The following is a 16,197-nucleotide window of genomic DNA, read 5'->3' on the forward strand; positions in this document are numbered from 1 at the left end:
CGTGTTATTTAATGTATCTATCAATTTAATTTGTGTCTATTAAGATTGGAAGGTATGATTTTTAACGGTCTCATCATATCATGGTCTTCATGCTCTAAACGATGACAGTGCCATACATAATCTCCAGAATAGGGCTCAAACTTCATTATGATTCGGACGGTCTGTTCACCTGCTACAAGCACGGTATCTTTTAATTCAAAATCAGCTGGGAGAGGATTTAATAAGTTTCCATTCAAATCATGACGATCAAGAACTTGAAAATTAACTAGATGTATATGAATAGGATGAATCCCAACGGTCAAATTTACTAACTCCCATATTTCAACAGAATTTAATAAAGGTGTTTCTGTCACTGGATCGTCCCATTCTTTATTATCTAATAAAAGCATGAGACGTCCAAATTCATCCTCTGAGTCATTTAATGTTAATCGTCTTACTTTCTTTACTTTTTCTACGGGAATAAAGTCAATGTTACTTAATTTGCATGGGATTTTACTTTTATCTGGGCAGGATAATGGTTTCGTTACTTGGAACTCCATTATCTCACCAGTTGGATTATCTAAATCAATTCCATTTTGTAAAACTACTTTTTTCCTTCAAACCTTGAAAAATCAATAATAATGTCAATACGCTCTGCTGGTGAAACATCTAAACTTTGTACTTTAATCGGCCGTTTAAGAAGGCCTCCATCAGTTCCTATTAAAAAGAATGAGCTAAGGTCACTTAATTGGAACTTGTATGTGCGAGTATTAGAAGCGTTTAATAAACGAAATCTATATTTGCGGGGCTCAACTTTTAAAAATGGCCATACTTTCCCGTTAACTGCAATTGTATTTCCTAAAAATAGAGGAACAATAGAAGGGTATGGTAAACCTGGTGATGGATCTTCAGGTTGAGCAGGATAAAATAGGGAACCGTCCGGATTAAAAGATTTATCTTGAACGATAAGTGGTATCTCGTATTTCCCTTTAGGTAGGGGTAGTGATTTTTCTTCTTTATCACGAATCAAGTAAAGTCCTGCGAGACCCGCATATACATTTAAACGAGTAATCCCAAGTGCATGATCATGATACCAAAGGGCGGTTGCTCGTTCTCGATTCGTATATTGATAAATCTCTTTTACGAAACTAGGTCCTGTTTGTTGAAAGTTTTTCGTAAACCATGCTTCTGGATGACCATCGCTATCTGGTTCACTTGGGCTTCCATGTAAATGTACAACAGTTCGTACTTCTGGGTTATCATGCGCCCCATGAACGGTTGTATCAACAGGTAAGAAGTGTTTTTTAGGTAAATCGTTTGACCATCTCACATATACAGGATGATCTTTTTTCACCTCAAACGTTGGACCAGGTACCATTCCATTATAACCCCATACTTTCGTCTTTGGTAAATCAATATGAAACTTGTGTAGCGTTTCAATCATACGTACATCATAAAATGGTTTACCCTTATATGTTCCTGTAGGTTTTATTGCAGAGGGAATCGGAAGGGGATCAATAAATTTTTTAATTCCAAATATAGCTATCTCCTTTCATGTAATATAATATATTCTATTAAATGAATGTTATATTGTTTGTATACTTGACCAACAAAATCATTGTTATATCGCTTGCACATGTGTAGCTAATATAACTTGAAATAATATACATAAAAATTTAGTGATTTAACTGAATATTAAATGCGAATATTGTATGTTTTTAGGAAATATAGAAGGTGTTTATTGAAAAGAATGTGGAGATACTTAATAAAAATTGAGTGTATATGAAAAATATTACGGTTCAGTCAATTGGTGTATTAAAAAATGCACAAATAAAAAGGACAAGGATATACTATTGATATCCAATTAACTATTTTAACGTGAATTTTCGTTAGTAGAGAACCTCAAAATTCATAAAATTCTAGTTTGTCCAATCCTTTCTAAATCGAAGTAATATTATATATTATTACATTTATTTAGAAAGGGAGATTTCATTGTATTATTACTGCAAATATTGCGATAGCTATGAAGAGAAAAATCACAAGTGCTGTAAAGGAAAAAGTAAGTATTATAATGGAAACAAAAAAGATGAAGGATGCAATACTGATTGTGATAGTAACAAGAAAAAAGCAGACTAGTAGGATTCGCTTATGATACATCTTCTTCAATCATCAACTTACCATTAAGTAATAGTATTGTCGTTTCAGAAGAATTAACTACAGTTGCAGAAGTAAATTTACAACATGTTAAATCTGGGGATTTAGTGTGGTTGAATGGTCTCTTCCACATAAATAATAATAGTTTAACACCAAGTGATCTTATAACTGCAATTTATCGTGTAAGTGGTTTCAATAGAAAGCTTATATATCAATCTATTATTGAAATTGATGCCGAATTTCATGATGACGTAACACAAGTAGTGGCACAACACGTTGATCAAATCGGCTCTTCACAAGATGAAGTATCATATATTTTAACAGTGCGCACTAACTCTCCAACTGCAGAACTTTTTGTAAATGGCCCAATTACTTTCACAGCAGCAGAAATTAGTTTGTAAATAAATAAAAAACCAACACTTTTGAAAGTGTTGGTTTTTATTGTGTGAATAAGAAGTTATTCGTTGTTGTTTTGAAGTTTAAATCATTGATTTAAACTTGGCAATTGTATCATGTAATCTTTCTAATCCAATCAACATATCTTTTTCATTTAACATTGAATAACTAATTCGCAAATGATTATATTGATTTTCATGGTTTATCAGACAAGCTGTGCCGGGTAAAAAAGAAACATCTACTTCATTCGCTTTTTGTAATAATGTAAAAGGATCGATTGACTGAGGGAGTGTAACCCATAAGTTAAATCCTCCATTAGGTATTTCAAATTCTAATTCTTTTAATGGAGATAATATATCAATTGTTAAATCGCGTCTAATTTGTAAAGCAGTCCGTAATTTTTCTAAATGATTTTTCATTCGTTCCGCTCGTAAAAAAGGAAGTAGTGCTTTTTGTGTCAATAAGGGACTACCAATATCCATCGAAGCCTTCACGGCGTATAACCATTCAAAGATAGGACCTTCAGCTGCAAGTGCCGCGATGCGAAGACCTGGTGCTAACGTTTTACTAAATCCTTTTAAATATATAACATGACCATTTGTATCAAAGCTTTTTATTGGAGGGGGAATTTTAAAATCCTCAAAATATATCTCTCCGAAAGAATCATCCTCTAAAATGAAAAATTGATAAAGCTCTGCTAGTTCTACAAGTTCCATTCTTCTTTCTTTACTCATTACTGTGCCCGTTGGATTCTGAAAAGTAGGATTCACATATAACAAAACAGGATTCTTTCTTTGACAAATATCATCGATTAAATCTGAGCGAATGCCGTTGTTATCAAGACTAACAGGGATAATTTGAACTCCTTTATTAACAAATACATCAAGCGCCGCTCCATAACACGGACTTTCTACTAACACTATGTCTCCAGGCTTTAATAATGTTTGGGCGATTAAATCAATTCCTTGCTGGGCACCACTTGTAATTAATAATTGAGATGGATCTGTAACTACTTGTTGGTGTTCTTTTAAGTAGTTTGTTATTTCCACTCTAAGTTCTTTGTCACCTTGAACAGGTCCGTATGTTGCCAGTATCATTTGATCCTTATTAAGTAATTTGTGCATTTCATCTGAAAGAAACGGATTTGGTAATAAACGTGGATAAAGGACAGCCTGTGAAAAATCAAAATATTTACGATGTTGGTTCATTACATATTGAGAACGCATAACATTAATGGATTTCGTTTGTTGCCATTGATATGGAATTGGTTTGAAATCTTTGTTCACACGTTTATGTATATAGGCACCTTTTCCTTGTTCAATTCGTATATAACTTTTCGTTTCTAACTGTTTATAAGCTTTACGAACAGTTAATAAACTAATTTGCAAATCATCGGCCATAGAACGTAAAGAAGGGAGGTAATCGCCATGCGAAAGCATCCCGCTTTGAATTCTCTCAACAATTTGCATATATATTTGTTGGTAATATGGTATGTTGGATTCTTTACGTAGTACTATCTTCATAGAATCACCTGTTTTTCTTTTTAATTTAATTAAAGCGAAAAATAGTCTGACAATCAACTATATTTTTATTCAACTGTTATATGCTCGGATACACTGTTATACACCATATCCTCTATACTCATTTCAAGAGTAAAAAGGAGGAAGGAAAATGGTCATTTTAAATTATATTTTAGTATGTATCATCTTTGGAACAACATTTTTAACGATAAAAATCGGAATTGAGGCAGGTGCACCGCCGTTATTTTCAGCTGGAATTCGCTTCTTTTTGGCCGGTCTTATTCTCATTATTATTTTTAAATTAAAGAGAAAGGATATTATGCCTTACTTATTATCAAAACGTATTATATATGCTGGTTTTTGTTTAACATTTATGACATTCGCGACCCTTTACTGGGCAGAACAATATATTTCTTCTGGATTAGCTGCAATTCTATCTGCTACGGGTCCAATGATGATCTTGCTATTGCAATCAAAGAGAAATAAAACAAAATTGCAAAAAGAACAACTTGTTGCTTTAGTTATAGCACTTATAGGTGTTTTTTGCATTTCTTTACCTGGAATGCATCAAGAACTTACATTCATATGGAGTATCGCTTGCCTTGTTATATTAGTAGGGGAGTTGTTTTATGGAATAGGTTCTATTCGTTCAAAAGAAATACTTTCAGATTTACCTAACGTATCACCATTTCTCATTAACGGCATTCAAATGTTCTATGGAGGAGTTTTGTTGTTAATTGTATCTATCGTAATGGAACAGCCTAATCTAACAATCTTAACATCTTGGAATGTACAATGGCCAATTTTATATCTCATATTTGTAGGGTCTATCGGTGGGCACGGTTTATATTACTGGCTTTTATCAAAAACAAATCCTGTATTTCCATCAACGTGGTTATATGTATCCCCGTTAATCGCTGTTATTGTAGGTTATTTTGTATTAGGAGAACCATTAAATCCTGCAATGGGAATTGGAGCTTGTTTAATCTTGATTGGTGTATTTTTAGCGAATCGTTCTACACTTGGAGTTTATTTTAAGCAAGGAAGGTTGTTAAAAAAAGAGATGTAGTTAAAGCTTAATGATGTGGAAAACAGCGGAAAACGTATTCAAAATTTAGAAGAAAAAATAGTTAATTTGAAGAAAATGATTAACACATTAGAATACAGATTAGAGATAGTAAAATCAAAAACACAGTTGGAGAAATAACCAACTGTGTTTTAATATAGGGTGTATTTAATTTTACACTTAACTAAATCGATCGCATATTATTTGGTGGATAAGTGTTATTTTTTTATTACGGTATTACCCATCGCAATAGAAATTCGATTCCAACTATTTATTTGATTAATGATTAACACAAGATCAACATATTGTTTTTCGTCAAAGTATTCAAGTACACGGTTGTATAGATTTTCAGGAACTCTTTTAGTAGGAATGAGAGTAATATGCTCCGATAGTTCCAAAGCAACTTTTTCTTCAGGAGTATAAAAATCACAATCATCCCAAGCATTTAAGCAATAAATTCTTTGCTCGGTTTCACCCAATTTTCGGGCGTCAGAAGTATGCATATCGATACAATAAGCACAGCCGTTAATTTGAGAGACTCTAATTTTTATAAGCTCTCTAACAGCTCGATTAATTGAGGATTTCTTCGTGTATTTCTCCATATCCATCATAATTTTCATACCATCAGGCGAAATATCATAATAAGACATTCTTTGACTCATAAGACAAAACCTCCGTTATTATAAGTTTTTATAATAAAAACACACTAGGTCGCTATTGTGACTTCTAGTGTGTTTTTGTAATTAATTCACTTTTTTTATAAAACCTTTATAATGACGCTTCACAAGTTGATTTTCTAACGTTTTCATCGTTTCTAATGCAACACCTACGATGATTAGTAAACTTGTACCACCGATTTGAGCAGATGGTGGTAATGTAGCGATTTTTGTAAATACAAGTGGTAATATTGAAATTGCTCCTAAGAAAATCGCACCGATAAATGTTAAACGGTATAAAATTTTTGTTACATACTGTTCTGTAGATTTACCTGGGCGAATACCCGGGACATATCCGTTTTGCTTTTTCAAATTCTCAGCCATTTGTTCAGGATTTACTTGAATAAACGCGTAGAAATATGTGAAGGCAACGATAAGACCCACATATAGTGTCATTCCAAATGGATGTGCAAAATCAAGATTCGCAATTATCCATTTAGATACGCTTGAATCAGGGAAGAGCTGCGCAATTGTACGCGGCGTCATTAAAAAGGCTGAAGCAAAGATAACAGGAATTACACCTGCACTATTTACTTTAAGAGGTAAATGAGTATTTTTTGCTCCTTGATATTGATTGTTTCCTGAAACAGCTTTTGCATATTGAATCGGTATTTTTCGAACAGCTTGTTGAATGTAAATAACACCAACAACTATCGCTAAAATTACGAGTCCAATTAAAACCATTTTTATTATGTGCATAAATAACTGATCGCCTGCGTTTTGGAATTGTTGCAAATAAATTTGATTAGCGACATTCGGAATCGCCGCAACAAGTCCTGCGAAGATAATCATTGAGATTCCATTACCAACGCCATTAGCGGTAATTTGTTCACCTAACCAAAGTAAAAATGCAGTACCAGCAGTTAAAACTGTCGCAATAAATAAGTATGTAGTCCAGCTTTGATCTGTAATTAATTGTCCACCTGCTATATTATTAAAACCATAAGACATCCCAATGGATTGTATGAATGCGAGAATGATTGTAAAGTAGCGAGTAAATTGAGCTGATTTCTTACGGCCCATTTCTCCTTGCTTTGCCCATTCTGTAAATTTAGGTACAACGTCCATTTGTAGTAATTGTACAATGATAGAAGCTGTAATATATGGTGTGATACCTACAGCAAAGATTGAGAAGTGTTGCAGTGCTCCTCCGCCAAATACGTTCAGCATACCTAAAACGTTGGCTTGATCTTGTACTTTTAATACCTCTGCGTTAGTATGAGGAACTGGAATAAACGTGCCAATTCGAAAAACAATTAGCATCGCTAGTGTAAAAAGAATTTTGTTTCTTATCTCAGCTACTCTCATGAAATTTGAAATCGTACGAAACATTATGTCGCCTCCTATATTTTTATCAGTTCAAAACTGATTATTATATCCCGATGAAGTAACCACAAACCTCCTTCCGCATTAAATTCATTTGACAAATGGAATTTTATACATTTTGTAGTTTTCACGGATATAAAAATATAAGGTGTTATACAAGCGATTTATTAACTTTTCGTAATCATTCAATACCCATAATATAACTAATAAATTAACAAATGTACATACATAAGCATTAAAAATGAATGAATAGAGTGATTTTTTACATATATTTAATGCTAGATTGATAATTAGGAACGTTTTATGTAGTTATATTGAAAGGATTCCGTTGAAAGTATTATGATGTAGCTGTAGCGTATAATAACCTCAAGGAAATCTTCAAGGATGTTGAGAGAACTCATACATTTCAGCATGAATTAGAGAACCTACTAAAGAAAGAAAAGATTGGATTGGAATAATAGTGAAGGAAAATCTTTTTTCCATAGAGAATAATTCTAGCGTAGGAATTTAAGTATGTAGGTTCTAGCGAAAGGAGAATTCACATGAATACATTTGTAAATGACAAGTTTTATGAAACTAGAAATCAATTATTTGAGGAAATTAATTTGTTAAGTGATGCTCAATTTAATAGGAAACCAAATAAGGATAAATGGAGTATAGCACAAGTTTGTCATCACTTAGTTTTATTAGATGAGAGAGTTATAACAGTTATTTCATCGGGATTAAAAAAGATGGATAGTATCTTAAATGAGCGTAAAGAAATTCACACTATTTTATTAGATAGATCGATAAAATTTATAGCCCCAGAAATGATTGAACCAAGTATAGAACCATTTGAAGTGCAGCAAATGGTTGATTTGTTAAACGACTCTAGAAAAGAATTGATGCGTTTCCTGAGTACAATAGAAGATGAATCTATATTAGCGAAAAAATCAGTGACGCATCCAGCTCTTGGAGAATTACTTCTTGATCAGTGGATAGAACTGATCTATTTGCATGAACAGCGTCATATAGAACAAATTAAAGAGATAAAATTGCTTTGTGGAGTTGAAAAGTAAAAATCATTATCTATTTATTGAGCGATTTGGGATAGCATCAAGGGTTCGAGTGATAAAATACAAGTCCTGATTAAAATTATGATGAATTTAGTTGAAAGCAACCAATAAGCAGAAAAAATACGAAACTAGCAGATTTTACTCCTGAAGAGGAAACGAACATTTGAAAAAAATCTGAATCCGATTTGCTGTATAAGTGTAACCCCGTCTTAAATGAAGAGCGGGGTTATTATTTTTGGAAGTGATCTCAGCGTTTTCATTTAGAAGGAAATAAATTGGCAATGAAATCCGAAAATGAGTTATATGTCCAAAATTTTGAAAGTACATATACATCTACCGTTGGTTTAGCGCCCTTCACACGTTGGAGGAAGAAGTATTTTATTAGAAAATGATAAAATACTATTCTGTTAGGGGATATATGCATTTTATTCTCTATATTTTCACAGCAAAACCAACTACAAAATTATCTTTTGTAGTTGAATTTCTCTGAATAATAAGTTACATTTTTAAAGTTCAAGCAACTTTATGACAGTACAAAAAGGGGAGAAATATTGTTATTATGCAAAAAATGAAATGGAAGAACTATGTATGCAATTTTATTATTCTTATGCTTCTTGTAACAGCAGTAACAGTCAAACCAGCTATTTCTAAGGCTGAGGAATCTAATGTTAATATTACATTGTTAGGTACTGCAGATATTCATGGTAGATTTATGCCTTGGGATTATGCGCTTGATGGAGCAAATATGAGTGGAAGTTTGACGCAGCTTTATACGGTTATAAAGAAGGTACGTCAAGAAAATCCAAATACCATATTAGTAGATGCCGGGGATACAATTCAAGGAAACTCAGTAGAATTATTCAACGATAAGCCACAATCGCCAATGATGGTAGCAATGAATACAATGGGATATGACGCCTGGGCATTTGGAAATCATGAATTCAACTTTGGATTAGATACATTGAAAAAAGTTAGTGAGCAATACAAGGGAAAGACGTTAGCAGGAAATATTTATAAGGAAAATGGAGAGCGTTTTCTTCCTGCATATACGATTGTTGAAAAAGGTGGAATTAAAGTCGGGATTATTGGTATGAATACACCAATGATTAGTGATTTTGAAAAAGGGACAGATCATTTGGATGGTTTAGTAGTGAAAAATCCAGTAGAAGAGACAAAAAAGGCTATTAAAGAATTAGAAGATAAAGTAGATGTAATGGTAGGGGTTATGCATATGGGACTAGAAAATGAGAATGGAATCCCAGGTACTGGTGTTCAAGATATTGCGAATGCTTGTCCGGAACTAAGCGCTATTTTTGCGGCTCATATGCATAAACTTGTAAAAAAAGAAGTTGTAAATGGCGTAATTATTACAGAACCAGATAAATACGGAACGCATATTTCACGTATTGACCTTACTTTTACAAAGCAAGATGGGAAGCTTGTTTTAAAAGATAAAACAGCTACCGCTATACCTGTAAAAAATGCTGATGGAACTACAGTATTATCTGATTCTACACTTGAAGAAACACTAACACCTTTTCATGAGTATGCGAGAGGAGATGCAAATGTTGTAGTCGCCCAATTAAAGGGTAGAAACCTTGTTCCTGAAAATGAAATAAAGGGTATTCCAAGTGTGCAGATTCAAGAGACACCTTTATCAGATTTCTTTCATGAAGTCATGCTCCATTACAGTAAGGCGGATGTAGTAGCCCATCAAATTGATAATGATTATGCCCGTTTGGATATAGGTCCTATAAAGAAGAGAGATATTGCTTATAATTATCAATATGCTTTGGGAGAAATTACAGTATATAAGATAACTGGAAAAGATTTAAAAGACTATATGGAATGGGCAGCAGGATATTTTAACTCATCTCGTGCCGGAGATGTAACAGTTAGCTTTGATAAAAATCGTCGTGCGTCTAAATACAGTACGAACGATTTCTTTGGAGGCGTAAAATACGAAATTGACTTAACAAAACCATATGGTAGTAGAATTACAAATTTACGCTCTATTCGTACAAATAAACCAATCAAAATGAGCGATGTTATGACGCTAGGAATGAATGCGTATAGAATGGAGGCTCTTCAGGCAAAAGGGGGAGCTTTAGAGGGACGTAAATTTGAACAAACTTGGTCATCTAAACAAGAGAATGCATTCGGAGAAACAGGTGGAACCATTCGTAACCTTGCTATTACATATTTAAAAGAGGTAAAGAACGGTGTATACACGCCAAAAGTTATGCATAATTGGAAAATTACTGGGGTAGATACACATTCTTCAGAGCATAAGGCTGTAGTTGATCTTGTAAATAAAGGGATTTTAGAAATCCCAAAAACAGAAGATGGAAAATATACAAATATAGCATCTATAAATACTAAAGATTCAATTACAAAAGAAGAGATTGTAGCACTCTCACAAAAAGCTAATATTAATCCAAATCAGTTTAATCATGTAAAAAGAAAAGGTGAATTTTACAAAAAACTTAGTAGGATAATTAAATAAATATAAAAAAGATGGCTCTCGTGCAAAAAACTATTAAACTTGGACATACCATTATCCTAAAAAAGTTTGTGATCGGTATGGAAATATAGAGAATCATCGGTAAAAAATCCCCTGAATCGCTTTAAAAATTTAGGGGATTTTTCATTTGAATAATTATTGTTTCATTTCTCACTATGTATATTTATAATATGCTTTAAAAGAACATACCTTAAGTTAATAACATGCAATAGATATGTCCTTTTCTATATTTAAATGGGGAGACAAAAATATCTTTGAAAGATATTTTTGACAAGATAAAAAAGCCTGAAACTCATATAAGACTTCAGCAGTCTCAAAACGTTACAATCCATGCAGCTATAGACATAAATAACAAAATTATATTGAAAAATCTAACTTGTATATGCGTTGCCTCACTAAAGTATTTATCTACTATTCTTAAAATAGTAAAGAGTGGTTTTTTATGTTGTTAATAAGATATAAGTGTACTTTGATTAGAATGAATATAGATAATTAACGACTAACCAATTGGATGAGCACCTAAAAGGGCTCATTTTTTATTTTATCGACCACATATATGTAATTTTGCATAATATTACATGAATTTTGTATTTTCTCTTTTTTTCGACATAAATAGACAGTATACTTTGTACAAGCTTTCTATTTCAAAAATTATACGAGGTGAAAAAATGAAAAACACAAAGACATTAACTAAAGTAGCATTAACAACAGGATTAGCTTTAACAGCTGTGGCACCATACGGAATAGGTCATGCAGAGGAAACAGATCAACTTCAAGTTCAAATTCAGGAGGACTCATTCCGTTCAGGTGAACTTACACAACCGTCACAAAAAACACCAGAGAATGTAGTAAAAGATGCTCTTAAGGAGAAAGCTGAACAAGCTCTTTCTCCAAATCAAGTCAATGGAGAAACAGGAGTAGATTATAAAGTTCTTCAAAAACGTGGTTCGTATGATGGAACAACACTTGTGCGTATGCAGCAAACATACGAAGGAAAAGAAGTATATGGCCATCAATTAACTGCACACGTAGATAATAACGGTGTTATTAAAAGTGTTTCAGGCGATAGCGCGCAAAATTTAAAACAAGAAGAATTGAAAAAGCCTATTAATCTATCAAAAGATGAAGCGAAACAATATATTTATACGAAATACGGGAACGATATCAAGTTTATTTCTGAGCCAGAAGTTAAGGAAGTTATTTTTGTTGATGAAAATAATGGACAAGCTAGCAATGCATATCAAGTTACATTTGAAGCGGCAACACCAAACTATGTTTCTGGAACTTATTTAGTAAATGCACAAAATGGTGATATGTTAAAAAATATGGTACAAGAATCTAACTTAAAAGCAAGTGAAAAACTAGTTGGAGCTTTAAAGGAAAGTAAAAAAATAGTCTTACATCATTAACTGGAACAGGAAAAGATGATTTAGGTATATCTCGTTCATTTGGTATTTCTAAACAAAGTAATGGTAAATATGCACTTGCTGATTATACAAGAGGGCAAGGAATTGAAACATATGATGTGAATTACAGAGATATTACTAAAGAAGAAAGCTATTATCCTGGTACACTAGCAACCAGCACTTCAACAACATTTAACGATCCAAAAGCAGTAAGTGCTCATTATTTAGCAACAAAGGTATTTGATTTTTATAAAGATAAATATAAGCGTAATAGTTTTGATAATAAGGGACAAAAGGTAGTTTCAGTTGTACATGCTTGGGATTCTGAAGATACGAACGATCCGAAAAATTGGCAAAATGCATTAAGTGCTAATAATGGAAGTATGCTTGTATATGGCGATCCTATTGTCAAGGCATATGACGTAGCTGGACATGAATTTACACATGCTGTTACTTCTAGCGAATCTAATCTTGAATATTACGGTGAATCTGGTGCGATTAATGAAGCGCTATCTGATATTATGGGAACATCTATTGAGAAATACGTAAATAATGGAAGCTTTAACTGGACAATGGGAGAACAAACTGGATCTGTTTTCCGTGATATGGAAAACCCAGCTTCTGTTCCATCTTCACTTGGAGTACCTTATCCAGATGATTACAGTGAATTTAACGATTTTAATGGATGGGATCAAGGCGGCGTTCATTTTAATTCAAGTATTATTAATAAAGTTGCGTATCTCATTGCAAAAGGTGGAACTCATAACGGAGTAACTGTTAAAGGAATTGGTGAAGATAAAATGTTTGATATTTTCTATTATGCAAATACAGATGAATTAAACATGACATCTAATTTCAAAGAATTGAAATCAGCATGTATTCGAGTGGCAACTAATAAATATGGGGCGAATACAGCTGAAGTTCAAGCAGTGCAAAAAGCATTTGATGCAGCAAAAATTAAGTAAGTTAGAAATATAGTTTTCATTCATATATTAATACATTATGAAAATCAGCTAATGTCATTTTAAGGATATTAGCTGATTTTTTACGTAGCAATGTATTAGTGAAAATAAAATTACTAAGCAATAATCAGGCATCTATCTTCAATAAGTTACGACAAATATATAAGATTTCAAGGATATAAAAACAGAAAATTAATAATATATTGACCTTTTAATGGTAAGTGCTATAAAATGAAAGCGATAACAAACGATTGCTTTAAAATGATTTCCCTGATCTTTTAGTATTTACAAATATAAGAAGGAATAAACAAATCTATTTTTTTGAGTTTTAATGCAAACGTTTTCGTAAGGGTTGTTTCCATCTTATATTTGATTTTCGTATAAAAGATCATTGAAATACATACGTAAAAATAGCCAATATGGAGGTGAAGTAAAAGAGATTCCTAGATTAATTTAAACCGTGTTTCGTAGTATGAGCATAATAAATTGTTCGTAATATTTAAAGAAAGGGTGTATGGGGTGCAAATTACAAAAAAATTAATTAACAAATCGTTTTTATTACTTACCATAATCGTTATGTTATCATCTGTTTTCTCTTTTCAGAGTGTGAAGGCAGTTTCAAATTCGAAAACAACTGAAGTTATCATTCATTACAAAGAGAAATCTGGAAATACAAAAGACTGGAATCTTTGGGTATGGGGAGAAAATGCAAACGGTAAATCTTATGAATTTACTGGTGAAGATGAATTTGGAAAATACGCTAAGATAAAAATAGATGGTGACTATAATCGTGTAGGGTTTATAGTTCGTACCAATGAATGGGAAAAAGATGGAGGTGATCACTGGGTTGAAAATATAAGGGATGGTCGTGCTGAAGTATGGATCCTTTCGGGTGATGAAAAAGTATATGATTCTAAGCCTTCTTCGGATCTCTCAATTCAAAAAGCTACTATTGATAGTTTTAATGAAATTACTGTAACGACTAATGTTCCGTTTAATAGTAAGGAACAGAAAATTGAAATTGAAGGCGTTAAAATTAAGGGAATTAGTCCTTATGATAAAAATAGTGGAGATATTACTAATAAGGTTAAAATAATTACGGAACAGAAAATTGATTTAAAACAAACATACAAAGTTAAAATAGCAAACTTAGCTGATGCGAATACTGAAATCGGTAAAGTCATTCGTAGCGAGGAATTTGATAATTTATTTTATTATGGTGGTAATGATTTAGGGAATATATATACTCCGCAACATACAAAGTTCCGTTTATGGGCTCCTACTGCGAGTGAAGCGAAGTTAGTTACATATAAAAAATGGAGCGATAAAATAGGTACTGAAATAAACATGAAACAAGGTGAAAAGGGAACTTGGAAAGCAGAACTTAAAGGGAACCAAAAAGGTCTCTTTTATACGTATAAGGTGAAAATTGGGGATAAGTGGACTGAAGCGGTTGATCCGTATGTGCGTGCTGCTTCTGTAAATGGAGATAAAGGTGCAGTTGTTGATTTAGAAGAAACAAATCCGAAAAAATGGAAAGCAAACAAAAAACCGAAATTTAAAAATCCGGAAGATGCTATTATTTATGAATTGCATGTACGCGATCTTTCCATCCAACCTGAAAGTGGTATTAAGCAAAAAGGAAAATATTTAGGTGTAACAGAAAAAGGAACAAAAGGGCCTGAAGGTGTAAAAACAGGACTTGATCATATGAAAGATCTTGGTGTTACTCACGTTCAGTTTTTACCGATATTTGATTATGCTTCAGTAAATGAAGAGAATTTAAATGAACCACAATATAACTGGGGATATGACCCGAAAAATTTCAACGTCCCAGAGGGCTCCTATTCTACAAATCCTTTTGAGCCAACTGTTCGAATAACTGAATTAAAGCAAATGATTCAAACATTGCATGATAATAATCTTCGTGTTGTGATGGACGTAGTATATAACCATATGTATAATGCCGCTGAATCAAATTTTCATAAGTTAGTTCCAGGTTACTATTATCGTTACAATGAAGACGGAACATTAGCAAATGGAACTGGAGTAGGGAATGATACCGCTTCAGAACGAAAGATGATGAGAAAATTTATGGTAGATTCCGTCACATACTGGGCAAAAGAATACAATTTAGATGGGTTCCGTTTTGATTTAATGGGTATTCATGATTATGAAACGATGAATGAGATACGTAAAGCTGTTAATCAAATTGATCCTTCTATTATTCTGCATGGAGAAGGCTGGGATTTAAATACACCTCTTGCAGCTGAATTGAAAGCAAATCAAAAAAATGCGGAGAAAATGAAAGGGATTGCTCATTTTAACGATAATATTCGTGATGGATTGAAAGGTAGTGTATTTGAGGAGAAAGAAAATGGTTTTGTAAATGGAAAGCAAAACATGGAAGACCGTATTAAAAAAGGCATTACAGCCGGTATTGACTATGATACAAATTCGTCTACTTATCAAGATCCGGAGCAGGTGCTAACTTATGTGGAAGCACATGACAATCATACTTTATGGGATAAACTTGAGTTGACTAATTCAGGTGACAGTGAAGAAATGCGAAAACAAATGCATAAATTATCTTCTTCTATTTTATTAACATCACAAGGTATTCCATTCTTACATGCAGGACAAGAGTTTATGCGCACAAAATATGGTGATCATAATAGTTACAAATCTCCTGATTCTATTAACCAGATGGATTGGTTACGCCGTGCAGCATTTAATAATGAAGTAGAGTATATGAAGGGCTTAATAGATTTACGAAAAAAATACCCAGCTTTTCGTATGACTTCTGCAGAGCAAATTAAAAAGTATGTAGCTTTTATCGATGTTCCCAAAAATGTTGTAGCTTATACAATAGATGGAAAGGGAAGTGGGAATAAAAGCGAATACTTTATGGTGGCTCACAATGCAAATAGGGAAGCCGTTGACATAACACTTCCATCGAAAGGTCCATGGAAAGTGCTAGTAAACGAGAATCAGGCGGGAAGTAAAACACTTTACGTTGTCCATGACAATAAAATTAAAGTTCCTGCATTAAGTTCACTAGTTTTAAAAACAGAGAAACCGATTAAATAAAAG

At 32.9% G+C, this 16,197-nt stretch carries 8 protein-coding genes and 2 pseudogenes; 6 read left to right on the forward strand and 4 right to left on the reverse strand.

What is annotated here, in order from left to right; translation table 11 throughout:
• Positions 1 to 20: 20 nt before the first annotated feature.
• A pseudogene (locus JFT95_RS10720) lies at positions 21 to 1,357 on the reverse strand (multicopper oxidase family protein).
• An 889-nt stretch (positions 1,358 to 2,246) separates the two neighbouring features.
• Between JFT95_RS10720 and JFT95_RS29555 the strand changes: the two are divergent.
• On the forward strand, positions 2,247 to 2,534 hold the full coding sequence (locus tag JFT95_RS29555; RefSeq protein WP_242487608.1) for a hypothetical protein: 288 nt from the start codon (positions 2,247 to 2,249) through the stop codon (positions 2,532 to 2,534).
• A gap of 78 nt (positions 2,535 to 2,612) precedes the next feature.
• On the opposite strand, the gene pdxR is transcribed toward JFT95_RS29555, so the two are convergent.
• The gene (gene pdxR, locus JFT95_RS10730; RefSeq protein ID WP_002127551.1) at positions 2,613 to 4,052 is read right to left on the reverse strand and encodes a MocR-like pyridoxine biosynthesis transcription factor PdxR; all 1,440 of its coding nucleotides are present in this window, start codon (positions 4,050 to 4,052) and stop codon (positions 2,613 to 2,615) included.
• 148 nt (positions 4,053 to 4,200) lie between these two features.
• On the opposite strand from pdxR, the gene JFT95_RS10735 reads away from it, so the two are divergent.
• Positions 4,201 to 5,118: a DMT family transporter gene (locus JFT95_RS10735; RefSeq protein WP_002127552.1), complete on the forward strand. Its 918-nt coding sequence runs from the start codon at positions 4,201 to 4,203 to the stop codon at positions 5,116 to 5,118.
• 215 nt (positions 5,119 to 5,333) lie between these two features.
• Here JFT95_RS10735 and JFT95_RS10740 read toward each other — a convergent pair whose 3' ends face one another.
• Both JFT95_RS10740 and secY read right to left on the reverse strand, forming a co-directional pair.
• A complete protein-coding gene (locus tag JFT95_RS10740) occupies positions 5,334 to 5,777 on the reverse strand; it encodes a carboxymuconolactone decarboxylase family protein (RefSeq protein WP_201052202.1) in 444 nt (147 codons plus the stop codon).
• An 81-nt stretch (positions 5,778 to 5,858) separates the two neighbouring features.
• Positions 5,859 to 7,163, reverse strand: coding sequence for a preprotein translocase subunit SecY (secY, locus tag JFT95_RS10745; protein WP_201052204.1), 1,305 nt, complete (start codon positions 7,161 to 7,163; stop codon positions 5,859 to 5,861).
• 536 nt (positions 7,164 to 7,699) lie between these two features.
• Here secY and JFT95_RS10750 point away from each other — a divergent pair.
• From JFT95_RS10750 to pulA, 4 genes and pseudogenes are all read left to right on the forward strand, one after another.
• Positions 7,700 to 8,215, forward strand: a complete 516-nt coding sequence (locus JFT95_RS10750; protein WP_201052206.1) for a DinB family protein — start codon at positions 7,700 to 7,702, stop codon at positions 8,213 to 8,215.
• 556 nt (positions 8,216 to 8,771) lie between these two features.
• On the forward strand, positions 8,772 to 10,718 hold the full coding sequence (locus JFT95_RS10755) for a bifunctional metallophosphatase/5'-nucleotidase (protein ID WP_201052208.1): 1,947 nt from the start codon (positions 8,772 to 8,774) through the stop codon (positions 10,716 to 10,718).
• 686 nt (positions 10,719 to 11,404) lie between these two features.
• Positions 11,405 to 13,107, forward strand: a pseudogene (locus tag JFT95_RS10760) (M4 family metallopeptidase).
• A 516-nt stretch (positions 13,108 to 13,623) separates the two neighbouring features.
• Positions 13,624 to 16,194, forward strand: a complete 2,571-nt coding sequence (gene pulA / locus JFT95_RS10765) for a type I pullulanase (RefSeq protein WP_078422385.1) — start codon at positions 13,624 to 13,626, stop codon at positions 16,192 to 16,194.
• The last annotated feature ends 3 nt before the right edge of the window (positions 16,195 to 16,197 follow it).

Origin of the sequence: Bacillus sp. TH17, from assembly GCF_016651125.1 — a bacterium.
GTDB classification, from domain to species: Bacteria; Bacillota; Bacilli; order Bacillales; family Bacillaceae_G; genus Bacillus_A; species Bacillus_A mycoides.